This is a genomic window from Streptomyces asiaticus, assembly GCF_018138715.1.
GTDB lineage: Bacteria > Actinomycetota > Actinomycetes > Streptomycetales > Streptomycetaceae > Streptomyces > Streptomyces asiaticus.
The window spans coordinates 4212666-4226432 of record NZ_JAGSHX010000006.1; the positions used below are offsets into that span (position 1 = coordinate 4212666).

Below are 13767 nucleotides of genomic sequence, written 5' to 3' on the forward strand. Positions count from 1 at the left end.
CGGATGCTGGTTGTGGCACTTACATGTCGCGCCGCTCATGGGGTGTGCGGCTTACCGGCTGTCGCATTCACAGGGCTGTGGCTTTCACTGGGGGGAGTCGTCCGTGTCCGTCGTCCGACTGAGGCAGGCCGCGAAGGAGAGTGTCTCGGGGTTGCCCCGGGAGTTCTGGTGGCTGTGGACCTCCACGCTGGTCAATCGGCTGGGCGGGTTCGTGGCCACCTTCCTTGCCATGTACCTGACCGTGGATCGCGGTTATTCGGCGATGTTCGCCGGGCTCGTCGGCGCGCTGCACGGGCTGGGCGGGGCCGTGGCCGCGGTCGTCGCCGGCGTGCTGACCGACCGGCTGGGGCGGCGGCCCACGCTGCTCGTCTCGCAGCTGTCGACCGCGGTCACCGTCGCCGTACTGGGCTTCGTCCAGAACCCGGTCGCCATCGCCGTCGTGGCCTGTCTGGTGGGCATGACCAGCAACGCGTCACGGCCCGCGGTGCAGGCGATGATCGCCGACATCGTCGCGCCCGGGGATCGGGTACGGGCCTTCGCGCTCAACTACTGGGCCATCAACCTCGGCTTCGCCGTCTCCGCGGCGGCGGCCGGGCTGATCGCGCGCCACGGCTATCTCACCCTCTTCCTGGCGGATGCCGGGATGACGCTGCTGTGCGCCGTCATCGTCTTTGGGAAGGTTCCGGAGTCTCGGCCTGAGCGGGAGCCTGCCGCCGATGGTGCGGCGGTGGAGTCGGAGTCGGAGCGCGCGGTCGGGTTGGGCACGGTGCTGCGGGACCGGCGGTTCATGGCCGTGGTCGCGCTGTCGTTCCTGGTCGCGACCCTCATCCAGCAGGCGTTCGTGGCGCTGCCCGTGGCGATGGGGGCGGACGGGCTGTCCAGTACGGACTTCGGCGTCGCCATCGCGATGAACGGCGTACTGATCGTGGCCGTGCAGATCCCGGTGACGCGGTTCCTCGAGCACCGCGATCCCGCGCCGCTGCTGATGGTGTCCGCGCTGCTGACCGGCGCCGGGTTCGGGCTGACCGCCTTCGCCGGGTCGGTCGGGATGTACACGCTGGCCGTGATGGTCTGGACGATCGGCGAGATCATCAACTCCCCCACGCAGATGGGGCTGGTCGCCCGGCTCTCCCCGACCCATGGGCGCGGCCGCTACCAGGGGATGTACACCCTGTCGTGGTCCCTCGCGTCGCTCATCGCCCCGCTCGCGGGCGGCGCCGTCATGGACCGCTTCGGTGCGGATGCCCTGTGGGCGGCCAGCGCCGTGGTGGGCCTCGTGGCGGCCGGGGGGTACGTGGCGCTGGGGCGCGCCCTGCGGAGCCGGCCTGCGGCCGGGGAAGTCGGGGGTGGAGCGGGTGCGGCTTCGGGTTCGGGTTCGGTTACGGCTTCGCCCGCGGTTGGGGCGGGCTCCTCGTAGCGGGACCGGGCTGCCCCCGGTGGGGATCAGGGCGTGGATCTCGGGATGACCGGCTCGATGTGGATGCTCGGCACTGACCGTGGGGGCAGGTGGTACGTCGGGGGCGTCGGCCAGGCCGGGAAGGTGGGCCGCTGGTACGTCGGGAACGGAGTCGGCCCGGGGGCAGTGCCGCCCCCGCCCGGCTGGTAGCGGTCGTTCCAGCGGGTCACCGGGGTCCCGGGGTAGCTCGGCTCGTCCCGGTTCGCCCATAGGACGAACGTCAGCCCCGTCAGCCCCACCAGCACGGTGAGCGCCAGCGCCCGTACGGCGGTGATGCGCTGGCGCGCGGGGCCGGTGGCACCCGGTGCGATGCTGATCCGTCGTGCCTTCTCCCCCGGCGCCGGCCCGTCCGCCGTACCCCCTGCCCTACCGGTGGTGGGCAGCGGTGCGCGTTCGTCCACGCCCAGGGCCGCCAGGTGCAGCCCCAGCCGCTGGGTCTGGCCGGGGAGCCGTACGGCGGTGTCGGCCCAGGTGCGGATGGTCTCGGGGGCGATGCCGTCGGGCGGTACGAGGATGCTGGGGCCGGTCCAGTTCATGGCCCAGTACGCCGTCCCCTGCGCGACCAGCTGCGCCCCGATCAGTACGGCCAGGGCCTCGACCAGGGGGGCGAGTGGGTCCTGTCCGGGCTGATCGCCACGGGGCATTCGCTCGCCCTCGGGCAGCCCGGCGTTGAGCAGCCGGGCGTTGAGCAGCCGGGCGTTGAGCGCGCGGGCCAGTGGCATGCGGCGGCCGCCGTCCAGCAGTCGCAGCACTCGGTGGATTGTCAGCTCCTCCGGCGCCCCGTCCGGCTCCGTCCTCGGCCGGCCCATCCCCTCCGTCTCCTCCACCCCCCGTACCGCCTCCGCCAGCGGGGGCAGGATCCGTGTCGCGCGGTGCTCCGCCAGCTCGGTGAGCCAGTCCCGCCAGGGCACCCTCGCCCCCGCGTCCGGGCCGGACAGCAGGACGCGGCCCAGCGCGACCGCGTACCGCGGCGGTACGGAGAGAGGTCGCGGGGACGAGAAGGGTTCGGCGACGGCCTCCCGCGCGGGCAGGCGCGACAGCCGTTCCAGCCGGACGGCCAGGGCCGGATGCGCGTCGTCGCGGTCCGCGGGCCGCTCCACGGCTCGGGCGCGCAACGCGGCCATCGGCTCCCGCAGTTCGGGCGCCTCGGCCATATGGGCGAAGGCGCGGAACGGATCGTCGGGGATCCGGCCCGTCGCCCGGCGCATCGGGGCGAGGAAGTCCGCGAGGAACTCCTGCCACGCCGCCTCCAGCGCCGCCGTGGAGCACAGCGCGTCGGCGACGGCGCCCGGACCGGCCATCCGCGCCGCCTCGCGATCGGCCTCCAGCTCCTGCCGCCGCCGGACCGGGCGGGTGAGCCAGCGGAAGACGTGGGTGTAGAGGCCGAGCAGCAGTAGTGGCAGGCCCGCGTACAGCCGCACCAGGTCGTTCGCGGCCGACGCGTCCTGGATCGCCTGCCGGGCGGCGACCAGCCCCGCCGCGCCCCGGTGGGCGACCGCGCCGAAGCGGCTGTGGCGGCCGGAGAAGTGGCCCAGCTCATGCGCGAGGACGGCGCGCAGTTCGGCGGGCGAAAGTCCGGCCAGCAGGGGCAGTCCCAGGTAGAGGACGCGTCGGCCGGGGGCGAGGCCGAGGAGCGGTGCGTCCTCGGTGACGGAGGCGTTGACCTCGGCGGTCAGCTTGATGTGGCCGGGCGGCCGGGTGCCGACGTCGAGGGCCAGCTCCTCGACCGTGCGCCATAACTCGGGCGCCCCGCGCCGGGTCACGGTCACCGCGTCCTCGCGCGGGGCGGCGGGGCGGGCGGTGCGGATCACCGCCCACACCATGCCGAAGACGATGGGGGCCAACGCGGCGCAGGCGGTGACGACAGTGGTGGGCGGCGTCGTGGCCTCCGGAGTTCCCGCGGTCCATAAGGCGGCCACGAGGAACGCCGCCCAGAGCAGCACCATGGCCGCGACCAGCGCGTAGAAGACGGCGAGCAGGGCGAGGGCGAGGAGCGCGCGGGCGGTGGCGATCATCGACGCCCCCGGATGCCGTCGGCGCCGTCTCCAGTCCCGCCCCGCAACGACCGGCCCTCGCCCCTGAACCCGGCCGACAGCCACTCCGCGGCCCCGTACAGCGCCACGCTCAGCGGGTCCTTCGGGGTGCGGGTCAGGAGGCGCTCGGTCGCGCGGCCCAGCTCCGGTGAGACGTCCAGCAGCAGGCTCAGCCGGGCGCGGGCCTTGTGGAGGTTGCTGCCGACGCTGCCGACGGAGATGCCCAGCTCGGCGGAGATCGCCTGGTAGCTCATGCCCTCGAGCGAGTGCATGACCACCACCTGGCGCTGGCGCGGCGGCAGCGTGCCGAGGGCGCGCAGGGCGGCCAGTGCCTCGGCGGTCTCCTCCACGCTCGCGGTCGTGGCGGCCGGGACGCTCATCTCGGCCGGCTTCCAGCGGAACCACCAGCGCCGCCCGTCCCGCGAGAGCTTGCGCCGCATGGTGGTGGTCACCCATGCCTCGGGCGAGGCGCACGCCCTGACCTCGGGCCAGCGGCGCATCGCCTCGATGTACGCCTCCTGCACGGCGTCCTCGGCGTTCTGCCGGTTGTCGCTGAGCATCACCGCGCGGGCGGCCAGCCAGGGGTAGGTGCGGGCGTAGAAGGCGTCGAACTCCTCCTCGGGCCGCCCGCCGCGCGTGGTCTCCTCGACGGTGTCGCTCATTCCGATCGACCCCCGCCCCGCTCGTCCCGCCGGCCCCGCCCGCCCCGCTCGTTTCGCTCGCCCCGCTCGTCCCGCCCTTCCGGCCGCCGCCGAATCGTCAGCGCCGCGCCGTCGGGGCGGCGGTCGGTGAGGACCGTGCCCGGCTCCGTTCTGTGCACCAACTCGGCCAGCGTGCGCGCCCGGAGCCGTTCGCCCGAACGCGCCGCCAGCCAGCGGATGACGTCCCCCATCAGCCGTAGCACCCCCACCGTCACGACCGTTGCCACCGTGAGCCACGGATTGTCCATGAGCACCGTTGTGTCTCCTCTTCATGGTTCCCGGCCGCCGGAGCCGGTTCACCATGAAGAGCCCTCATGGACGGTATTTCTTCACCGCTTTCTTCACCGCTTTCTTCACCGCGTTCCTCACGATGTGTCAGGGGAGGCGTCAGCGCAGGGCGCGCTGCGCCTCGTACAGGTTGCGGGGGTGGACCGCCTCCGGGTGGCCGTAGGACTCGATACGGGAGTGGAGCGGCCCGGTGAAGTCCGGGACGTCGATCTGGCCGAACTGCCGCACCTCGCTGATCCCGACCGTCGCGCTGTACGGCGCGATGTCGTCGATCCTGACGCATCCGGCCCGCTGATTGGTGACCGTGACGTTCCAGTGGGCGAACCGCGCGCCGTAGAGCGGACCGGCGCTCGCGTCGCCGCCGTGCGACCCCGTGTTGTCCACGGTGATCTCCGTACGGACGTTGGCGAAGGGCATCCCGCGGTGGGTGTCGAAGGTGCCCATCTCCATCCGGCCGCGCGACCAGACGTTGTAGCTGGACAGCCCCTCCACATTGATCCCGTGCAGCTGTGTCCCCGCCGGGGCCGGAACGGTGCGCTGGGCCAGGACGAAGTCCTCCACGAGGTTGTCGTGCGAGCCCTCGCGACAGCAGTAAGGATGATGGCTGCCGCGGCCCGTCACCCGGGTGCGGCGCAGGGTGCACGCCTTGGCGGCGACGAGCAGGAAGCCGTTGTCGACGTTGTTGACGGTCACGTCGTCCACCCAGCAGTCCCACGCGCACTGAAGCGCGACGCCGTTGTACCCCTTGTCCAGCAGATGCTGCGACTGCGGGGTCTCGACGACGTCGAGGGTGATGCCCTCGACCCCGGAGCCGGTGACCGGGCGCACCAGGGTGGTGAACCGGGGCTTCCAGACGGGCCGGGCGTCGAGCGGCAGCGGCCGGTCGAGGGTCACCCGGCGGCGGCGCCGGTCGACGGCGACGACGCGGCACGGCCACTCATAGGGGACGTACGAGGTGAGCTTGGTCTTGTCGGTCCAGGCGTAGTCGGCGGCGCCTTCGACATCACCGGCCACATGGGCCAGCAGCGAGTGCGCGCCGTCGTCGGTGAGTTGGAGCAGCACGCGGTCGCCGCGGCGCAGGGCGGACGGGTCCTCGACGGTCACCGTCCAGTCGCCGCGGCGGGCGGGGGCGGCGAGGTCGGTGAGGGTGTGCCACTCGTCGCGCCGGTTGCCGGTCCAGCCCTCGAACGGCCATGCCTGGGCCCGGATCGCGTCGGTGAGGGAACGCCAGCGGGCGTCCGGGCAGATCCAGATGAGCCCGCCGGCCCAGGACCAGGACGACTTGTTGCCGCCGTAGCGGCTGCCGTACGGGCCGATCAGCTCGGTGAGGTTACGGGTCGCGTGGAGGGTGGTGCGGCCGCTGCCGGCGCCGCGCAGTACGACGTTGTCGTAGCCGAGGCGGATCACGTCGTCCACGCGGTACGTCCCGGGCGGCACCAGCACCGTGCCGCCGCCGCGGCGGCCGGCGGCGGCGATGGCGCGGTTGATCGCGGGGGCGGCGTCCGTGGAGCCGTCGGGCCGGGCGCCGAAGGCGCGGACGTCCGCGACGACGGGCAGGCGGGGGAAGCCCGTGCGGCCGCCGAGATATCCGGCGCGGCCGACGTACGGGATCTGGGGGTGGGTGTACGGGCGGGCGCGGAACTCGCGCCAGAGGGCGGACGTACGGGCCTCGCCCGACGTGCCCGTCCCGCCCGACGTGCCCGCCCCGCCGGACGTACGGCCACCGCCCGGTGCACCCGGTGCGGCGGCCGCCGCGGCGTCCGTGGCGGTCAGGAGCGGGGCCCCCGCTCCCAGGAGCGTGGCGCCCGCCGCCAGTCCCATCGCACCGCCGAGCAACCGCCTTCTGTCGATCTCCGTGCCCATGAGCCAGCCCCGCCTTCCATGAATGTGAACGCAGTTCAGGTGAGAGACGGCGTGAGAATGCCATGGGGCAGGGGCGCGCGGAAGGGGTCGCGTCAGGATGGGGGTAGGTCAAGCAGAAAGGCGGGTGTCGGACGGAGACCGGGCCGAGGCCCGGCTCTTCACTTCGCCGCGTCGCGGGTCAGATTGCTGAACGCCTCAAGATTCCGGGTCGATTCGCCCCGCGCGGTTCGCCATGCGTACTCCTTGCGAATGGCCGTGGCGAATCCCATCTCCAGCAGCGTGTTGAAGCTGCCGTCCGCGTTCTCCAGCACCGTGCCGAGCAGCCGGTCCACCTCCTCCGGGGTGACGGCCGCGAGCGGCAGCTTGCCCACCAGATAGATGTCGCCGAGCTGGTCGATCGCGTAACTCACCCCGTACAGCCGGGTGTTGCGCTCCAGCAGCCAGCGGTGGACCGCCTCGTGGTTCTCGTCCGGGTGGCGGACGACGAAGGCGTTGACCGAGAGGGAGTGCCGGCCGACCCGCAGCGAGCAGGTGGTCGACAGCTTGCGGGTGCCCGGAAGCGTGACGACGTAAGTGCCGTCCTCCGGGCTCTCCCACTCCAGTTCGGCGTCGTTCAGCGTCCGCTCGATGACGGCCCGGGGGTCGGCATCGGGGGCGGTGTCGGCCTTACCGGTCTCGGGGGCCGTGTCGGCCTTACGGTCGGCCTCGGCCGTGGTGTCAGCCTTACGGTCGGCATCGGGGGCCGTGTCGGCCTTACGGTCGGCCTCGGGCTCGGCCATGGGGTCAGCCTTGGGGTCAGCCATGAGCCGATCGTAGGTGACGCCGCTCGCGCATCGCGTCCGTGTACACCTCGGCCGTGGCCGCGGCGGCCGTGTCCCACCCGAAGGACTGGGCGTGCCCGGCCGCCGCCGCGCCCATCCGGTCCGCCCGCCCCGGGTCCTGGGCGAAGGGGCGCAGGGCGCGGGCGTAGTCGGCGGGGTCGTGGCCGTCGATCAGCGTGCCGCTGACCCCGTCCCGCACGGCCACCGGCAGGCCGCCCACCGAGGCCGCCACGACCGGGGTGCCGCACGCCTGCGCCTCGATGGCCACCAGCCCGAACGACTCGCTGTACGACGGCATGACCAGCACGGACGCCGCCCGGTACCAGTCCGCGAGCTCGTCCTGCGCACAGGGCGGCCGGAACCGCACCACATCGCAGATCCCGAGCCGCGCCGCCAGCTTGTGCAGCCCCTCGGGCTTGGCCAGGCCGCTGCCGCTGGGGCCGCCGACCACGGGCACGACCATGCGCTCGCGCAGCGAGGGGTCCTCCTCCAGGAGGTGGGCGACGGCGTGCAGCAGGATGTCGGGGGCCTTCAGCGGCTGTATGCGCCCGGCGAAGAGGGGTATCAGCGCGTCGGCCGGGAGTCCCAGCCGGGCCCGGGCGGCGGCCCGGCCGTCGGCGGGCCGGAAGCGGTCGAGGTTCACCCCCGGGTGGACGACCGCCACCAGCTCGCGCGCCGCCTCGTAGTGGCGCACCAGCTCCTCCGCCTCCTCGGCGGTGTTGGCGATCAGCCGGTCGGCGGCGCGGACGATCTGCTGCTCGCCGATGACGCGGGCCGCGGGCTCGGGGGTGTCGCCCGCCGCCAGCGCGGCGTTCTTGACCTTGGCCATGGTGTGCATGGCGTGCACCAGCGGCACTCCCCAGCGCTCGGCGGCCAGCCAGCCGACATGGCCGGAGAGCCAGTAGTGGGAGTGGACGAGGTCGTAGTGGCCCGGCCGGTGCCCGGCCCACGCCTGCATGACGCCGTGGGTGAACGCGCACAGCTGCGCCGGGAGGTCCTCCTTGGCAAGGCCCTCGTAGGGCCCGGCGTCCACATGCCGGACGAGCACGCCAGGAGCGAGCTCGACGGCCGGGGGCAGCGCGGCGGTGGTGGCCCGGGTGAAGATCTCCACCTCGATGTCGATGGCGGCCAGGCGCCTGGCCAGCTCCACGATGTAGACGTTCATCCCACCGGCGTCGCCGGTACCGGGCTGATGCAGCGGCGAGGTGTGGACGCTGAGCATCGCGATCCGCCGCGGCCGCCGTGGAATGCGACGAAGTCGCTGGTGGGACGGGGCACCGAACGGTATGTGGGACCGGCCTCGCAGGCCGCCGAGCCGGGACGCGTGCTGGCTCACCGCGCGTTACCTCCTTGCCGGGGCGGACTCCCTCCACGGCGTCAACACCGGAACGTATGGTTCCCATTTCCGCTTTGCCAAAGCATGACGTTCTGATATTCGACGGCCACTCCCCGTCCACCCCGGCATGGGTTCCCCATCGGCCCCGGCATAGGCTCAGCGCCATGCCCGCCCGCGTTCCCCCGCCGTCCCGTCCGATCGGTTCGGCGACCCGCGGGACCACCAACCCCAACCGGCTGCGCCGGATGGACCGGTGGATCGCGGCGGCGCACGGGCCCGCGCTGCGGCGCGCCGCGGAGGCGCCGGTGGCGGTGGACCTGGGCTACGGGGCGGCCCCGTGGACCGCCGTCGAGCTGCTGGACCGGCTGCGGACGGTACGGGCCGGGGCCCGCGTCGTCGGGGTCGAGATCGACCCCGGGCGGGTGCTGGCCGCGCGGCCGTACGAGCGCGAGGGGCTCACCTTCGCGCACGGCGGCTTCGAGGTGCCGCTGCCCGGCGGCGCCCGCCCGGCGCTCATCCGGGCGGCCAATGTGCTGCGGCAGTACGAGGAGGGCGAGGTCGCGGCCGTGTGGCGGCGGCTGTGCGCCCGGCTGGCGCCCGGCGGACTGCTGGTGGAGGGCACCTGCGACGAGATCGGGCGGCGGCACGTATGGGTCGCGCTCGACGCGGCGGGCCCGCGCACCGTGACCTTCGCGGCCCGCCTCGGCTCCCTGGAACGCCCCTCCGACCTGGCCGAACGGCTCCCCAAGGCGCTGATCCACCGCAATGTGCCGGGCGAGCCGGTGCACACCTTCCTGCGCGACTTCGACCGCGCCTGGGCGGCCGCCGCCCCGTACGCGCCGCTCAGCGCCCGTCAGCGCTGGATACGCAGCGCGAGGACGCTGCGCGCCGAGGGCTGGCCGCTCACCGACGGCCCGCGGCGCTGGCGTCAGGGCGAGGTCACGGTGCGGTGGGAGGCGGTGGCGCCCCGGGGGTGACGGCGCCGTCCGGGCCGCCCGCCGTGCCCAGGGTGCCGTCCCCCGTGCCCCGGGTGCCGCCTTCCGCGTCGGGGTCGGCCCCCGCCGCGTACTCCTCGCTGATCTCCTTCGGGCCGAACGGCCACACCTTCTCCACCCGCGCCCACAGCACGAACGCCACGCACCCCGCCGCGACCCAGGCGAGCGACCATTCGATGGGGTGCCGCCCGGGGGAGTTCTTGTCCGCGTAGCCGTAGATCACCAGCCAGCCCACCAGCGCCACCACGCTCGGCAGCGGATAGAGCCACATCCGGTACGGCCGCCGCAAGTCGGGCTGGCGGCGGCGCAGCACCGTGACGGCGACGACCTGCGCCAGGGCCTGCACGATCACCATGACCGTGGTCAGCAGCTGGATGAGTGTGGCCAGATCGGTGTGGCGGCCGATCAGGAAGCCGATCGCCGTCACGACGCCCATCGTGGCCAGGCCCAGCACGGGGAAGCGGTGGCGCGGGTGGAGCGTGCCGAACGGCCGGAAGAAGACCCGGTCGCGGGCGGCGTCGTACGGCACCCGGGAGCCGCCCAGCAGCCCGGCGAAGACGGACGCGAAGGCCGTGATGAGGATGAGCACGGTGACGACGTCGGCCGCGCCCTTCCCCCAGGTCTCCTCCAGCACCGCCGAGGCGACGGACTTGGAGGCCACCGAGTCGGGGTCGGTCATCTCGCGCCAGTCGACGACGCCGAGGGTGCCGATCTGGAGCAGCAGGTAGATCACCATGATCCCGGCGATCGAGGTGACGATCGCCCGCGGCAGGGTGCGGCCGGGGTCCTTGATCTCGGCGCCCATGTACGCGGCGGTGTTGTAGCCGAGGTAGTCGTAGATGCCGATGGTCAGGCCCGCGGCGAACCCGGTCCAGAAGTGACCGCTGGTCAGCTCGAAGGCGTGGTCCGGATAGGTGAACGCCTGACCCGCGTCGAAGTGGCTGAAGGCCGCCACGATGACCAGGACCACGGAGGCGATCATCACGCACCACATGACGGCCGTGATCCGGGCGATGTGCTCGACGCCCCGCCACAGCAGCCCGATGACCAGGACGATGACGCCGAGACCGACCACATCGCCCTGGGTCTGTGTCATATCCGGCCACAGATAGCCCAGATACTGCACCAGACCGACCACACCCGTGGACATGATCAGCGGGATGAACAGCATCGCCGTCCAGACGAACAGGAACGGCATCAGCTTGCCGCTGCGGTACTGGAACGCCTGGCGCAGATACACATAGCTGCCCCCGGCCCCGGGCAGCGAGGCGCCCAGCTCGGCCCAGATCAGCCCGTCGGCGAGCGCGAGCACCGCGCCCGCGACGAAGCCGATGACGGCCTGTGGTCCGCCGAAGGCGGCGACCATGAGGGGGATGGTGACGAACGGCCCGATGCCGCACATCTGGCTCATGTTGATGGCGGTCGACTGGAACAGGCCGATACGGCGGACGAATCCGCCCTCGGTGCCGGACATCCGGACCTCCATTGCCCTCTGGCGCCACTGGCGACGCTGTGGGAGGAAATGAAAGTAAGGAAAGTTTCCAGTCGCGTCAAGGAGGTGGGACGCGGCAAACAGGATGGGCGCCGGGGACGCGATCCCGACCGTAAGGCGAAGCCGTAGGGCGAAAAGGGCGGAGTGCGGCTCGGGCCGTCAGTAGCTGTCAGGCCACCGCCGCCGCGCCGGCCAGCACCTTCAGCGCCTCCGCCGTCGCCGACCCCTCGTCAGCCGTGTAGGTGCACAGCATCTGCCCCGGATCGGCGGGCAGCACGAACGCCTCGAACCGCAGCACCAGCTCCCCCGCCTCCGGATGGCGGAACCGCTTGACGCCCCGCGTCCGCTCCTGCACCTCCTGCGCCTCCCAGCGCCGCCGGAACTCCTCGCTCCGCTCCAGCAGCTCATGGGTCACCCGGCACACCCGCGAACTGCCCGGATGGCGTCCGGTCTCCGCGCGCAGCCCGGCCACCGTGTCATCGGCGACCTCGGCCCAGTTCGGATGGATCTCCCGCATCCGGGGGTCGAGGAAGACCAGCAGCGGGCCGTTGCGCCGCTCCTCGGGGATCGCGGCGTAGTCGATGCCGAGCCGGGTGCCGAGGGTGTTCCAGGCCAGGACGTCCATCGCCGGCCCGTAGACATAGGCCGGGACGGTGCCGTCCATCGCGTTCAGCAGCTGCTGGATCTCCGGCCGCACCCGCGGCCGCGGATCGGGGTCGGGCTCCCCGGCGCGCCGCCGGGGCAGGGTGATGTTGCGCAGATAGGTGCGCTCGGACGGGGTCAGCCGCAGCGCCCGCGCCAGTCCGTCGACCACCGAGTCCGAGACGGCCGGGGCCCGGCCCTGCTCGATACGGGTGTAGTAGTCGACGCTGATCCCGGCCCGCTGAGCGACCTCCTCACGGCGCAGACCGCGCACCCGGCGCCGGACGACCCCCTCCGGCAGCCCCAGCTCGGCCGGGTCGAGCGCGGCGCGGCGCGACTTGAGAAACCCCTTGATCTCCGGTTCGGAATGGCCCATCGCTCCATTATCCGGGCAACGCCGGATTCCGGGGGGACAGGTGGTTCTGGCAGACCCAGGTTGAGCCGGGCCTGGTGACGTATCCGCCCGGAGCCGAGGCTGAGGGCGCAGGACGCCATGGAAGGCAAAGGCCACGTAGGCAAAGGCCATGGAAGGCAAAGGAAGGCAGCTGCCATGAAGCGCAGGATCCTGGGCGGTACCGGCATCTCGGTGAGCGAGTACGCCCTGGGCGCGATGATGTTCGGCGCCCTGGGCAACCCCGATCACGACGACTCGGTACGGATCATCCACCGCGCCCTCGACGCGGGCATCAACTTCGTCGACACCGCCGACGTCTACTCCGAGGGCGAGTCCGAGGAGATCGTCGGCAAGGCCCTCAAGGGCCGCCGCGACGACATCGTCCTGGCGACCAAGGCCCATTTCCCGATGGGCGACGACCCCAACGACGGCGGCAACTCACGGCGCTGGATCACCCAAGAGGTCGAGAACAGCCTGCGCCGTCTCGGCACGGATTACATCGACCTCTACCAGATCCACCGGCCGGACCCGACGACGGACGTCGACGAGACGCTGTCGGTCCTGTCCGACCTGGTCAGGGCGGGCAAGGTGCGCGCCGTCGGCTCCTCCACCTTCCCGGCCGAGCAGATCGTGGAGGCCCAGTGGGTCTCCGACCGGCGCGGCCACGTACGGTTCCGCAGCGAGCAGCCGCCGTACTCGATCCTGGCGCGCGGCGTGGAGGCGGCGGTGCTGCCGACCGCGCGGAAGTACGGGATGGGCGTGCTGAGCTGGGGCCCGCTCTCCGCGGGCTGGCTCACGGGCCGCTACACCAAGGCGTCCGACATCGATCTGTCGGGCGGCCGGGCGGCCGTGGAGAAGCACAAGTTCGACCCGTCGCTGCCCGACAACGCGCGCAAGCTGGAGGCGGTCGACGCGCTGGCCGAGCTGGCGTCCGACGCCGGGCTCTCGCTGCCGCACATGGCCATCGCCTTCGTACGAGCGCATCCGGCCATCACCTCGGTGATCATCGGCCCGCGCACCATGGAGCACCTGGAGGATCTGCTCGCCGGGTCGGAGGTGGAGCTGAGCGAGGACGTCCTGGACCGGATCGACGAGATCGTCCCGCCGGGCACCGACCTCAACCGGGCGGACAGCTACTACGTGCCGCCGGCGCTCGCGGACAAGAGCCTGCGCCGCCGCTGACCGGCTGCCTCCGAGCGGACGCCGAGATCGGTTCAGGACGGCCGCAGGGTGTGCAGCAGCGCGTCGATGAGGGTGCGGTCGTGGTCGTAGCTGAGGCGGCGGCGGGCTGCGTCCGGGGGCAGCCAGAGCAGGCGGTCGACCTCGCGGTTGGGCACGAAGGGCTCGTCGTGGTCGATCGCCTCCGCCGCCCAGTAGCGGACCTGTTTGGGGCGGCCCTTGGCCATGTAGTGGAGGGTGGGCAGCACCTCTCCGGGGGCGCAGCCCATGCCGGTCTCCTCGGCGACCTCGCGCACCGCGCCGTGCAGCGCTTCCTCGCCGTGCTTCAGCTTGCCCTTGGGATGGGACCAGTCGTCGTAGCGGGGGCGGTGGACGAGGGCGACCTCGAGCCCGCCGCCGCGCGGGGACCGTCGCCACAGCACACAGCCCGCCGCCAGGACCGTCCCCGTGTCCGCTCGGGTGTCCGCTCGGGTTTCCGTTCCGGAGTCCGCTCCGGTGTCCGCTCCTGCCAGCCCGTCAGCACGGGAATTCCGCCGGTTCATCCGTCGTCTCTCCCTCCCCGGTTCT

Annotated in this window: 12 protein-coding genes; 3 read left to right on the forward strand and 9 right to left on the reverse strand. The window is 72.7% G+C overall.

Translation table 11 applies throughout. The features are described from left to right. The first annotated feature begins 103 nt into the window (after positions 1 to 103). Complete coding sequence (locus KHP12_RS25060; protein WP_086881494.1) at positions 104 to 1417, forward strand: MDR family MFS transporter; 1314 nt, start codon at positions 104 to 106, stop codon at positions 1415 to 1417. 26 nt (positions 1418 to 1443) lie between these two features. Here KHP12_RS25060 and KHP12_RS25065 read toward each other — a convergent pair whose 3' ends face one another. From KHP12_RS25065 to mshA, 6 genes are all read right to left on the reverse strand, one after another. After that, positions 1444 to 3471: a M48 family metalloprotease gene (locus KHP12_RS25065; protein ID WP_211833818.1), complete on the reverse strand. Its 2028-nt coding sequence runs from the start codon at positions 3469 to 3471 to the stop codon at positions 1444 to 1446. Beyond that, entirely contained in the window at positions 3468 to 4151 is a 684-nt protein-coding gene (locus tag KHP12_RS25070; protein ID WP_245010121.1) for an RNA polymerase sigma factor, read from the reverse strand. Before KHP12_RS25070 ends, KHP12_RS25065 begins: the two co-directional genes overlap by 4 nt. Further along, on the reverse strand, positions 4148 to 4438 hold the full coding sequence (locus KHP12_RS25075; RefSeq protein ID WP_210609461.1) for a hypothetical protein: 291 nt from the start codon (positions 4436 to 4438) through the stop codon (positions 4148 to 4150). Before KHP12_RS25075 ends, KHP12_RS25070 begins: the two co-directional genes overlap by 4 nt. A gap of 139 nt (positions 4439 to 4577) precedes the next feature. Beyond that, positions 4578 to 6341, reverse strand: coding sequence for a glycoside hydrolase family 55 protein (locus tag KHP12_RS25080; protein WP_210609463.1), 1764 nt, complete (start codon positions 6339 to 6341; stop codon positions 4578 to 4580). A 158-nt stretch (positions 6342 to 6499) separates the two neighbouring features. Then, positions 6500 to 6970 carry a type III secretion system chaperone family protein gene (locus KHP12_RS25085; protein WP_037960618.1) on the reverse strand — a complete coding sequence of 157 codons (471 nt, stop codon included), beginning with the start codon at positions 6968 to 6970 and terminating at the stop codon, positions 6500 to 6502. 166 nt (positions 6971 to 7136) lie between these two features. Further along, positions 7137 to 8498 (reverse strand): D-inositol-3-phosphate glycosyltransferase, encoded by a 1362-nt coding sequence (mshA, locus tag KHP12_RS25090; protein ID WP_107471917.1) that lies wholly within the window; start codon positions 8496 to 8498, stop codon positions 7137 to 7139. Between the two features lie 164 nt (positions 8499 to 8662). Between mshA and KHP12_RS25095 the strand changes: the two genes are divergently transcribed. Beyond that, a complete protein-coding gene (locus KHP12_RS25095) occupies positions 8663 to 9475 on the forward strand; it encodes a class I SAM-dependent methyltransferase (protein WP_037960548.1) in 813 nt (270 codons plus the stop codon). On the opposite strand, the gene KHP12_RS25100 is transcribed toward KHP12_RS25095, so the two are convergent. Together KHP12_RS25100 and KHP12_RS25105 are read right to left on the reverse strand one after the other, a co-directional pair. Beyond that, the gene (locus tag KHP12_RS25100) at positions 9438 to 10967 is read right to left on the reverse strand and encodes an APC family permease (RefSeq protein ID WP_086885778.1); all 1530 of its coding nucleotides are present in this window, start codon (positions 10965 to 10967) and stop codon (positions 9438 to 9440) included. The two genes, KHP12_RS25095 and KHP12_RS25100, sit on opposite strands and share 38 nt — an antisense overlap. A 187-nt stretch (positions 10968 to 11154) precedes the next feature. Continuing rightward, the gene (locus KHP12_RS25105) at positions 11155 to 12003 is read right to left on the reverse strand and encodes a helix-turn-helix transcriptional regulator (RefSeq protein WP_086885779.1); all 849 of its coding nucleotides are present in this window, start codon (positions 12001 to 12003) and stop codon (positions 11155 to 11157) included. A gap of 174 nt (positions 12004 to 12177) precedes the next feature. On the opposite strand from KHP12_RS25105, the gene KHP12_RS25110 reads away from it, so the two are divergent. Continuing rightward, positions 12178 to 13203, forward strand: coding sequence for an aldo/keto reductase (locus KHP12_RS25110; protein WP_086885780.1), 1026 nt, complete (start codon positions 12178 to 12180; stop codon positions 13201 to 13203). A 32-nt stretch (positions 13204 to 13235) separates the two neighbouring features. On the opposite strand, the gene KHP12_RS25115 is transcribed toward KHP12_RS25110, so the two are convergent. Then, positions 13236 to 13742 (reverse strand): NUDIX hydrolase, encoded by a 507-nt coding sequence (locus tag KHP12_RS25115; RefSeq protein WP_211833819.1) that lies wholly within the window; start codon positions 13740 to 13742, stop codon positions 13236 to 13238. Positions 13743 to 13767 lie beyond the last annotated feature (25 nt).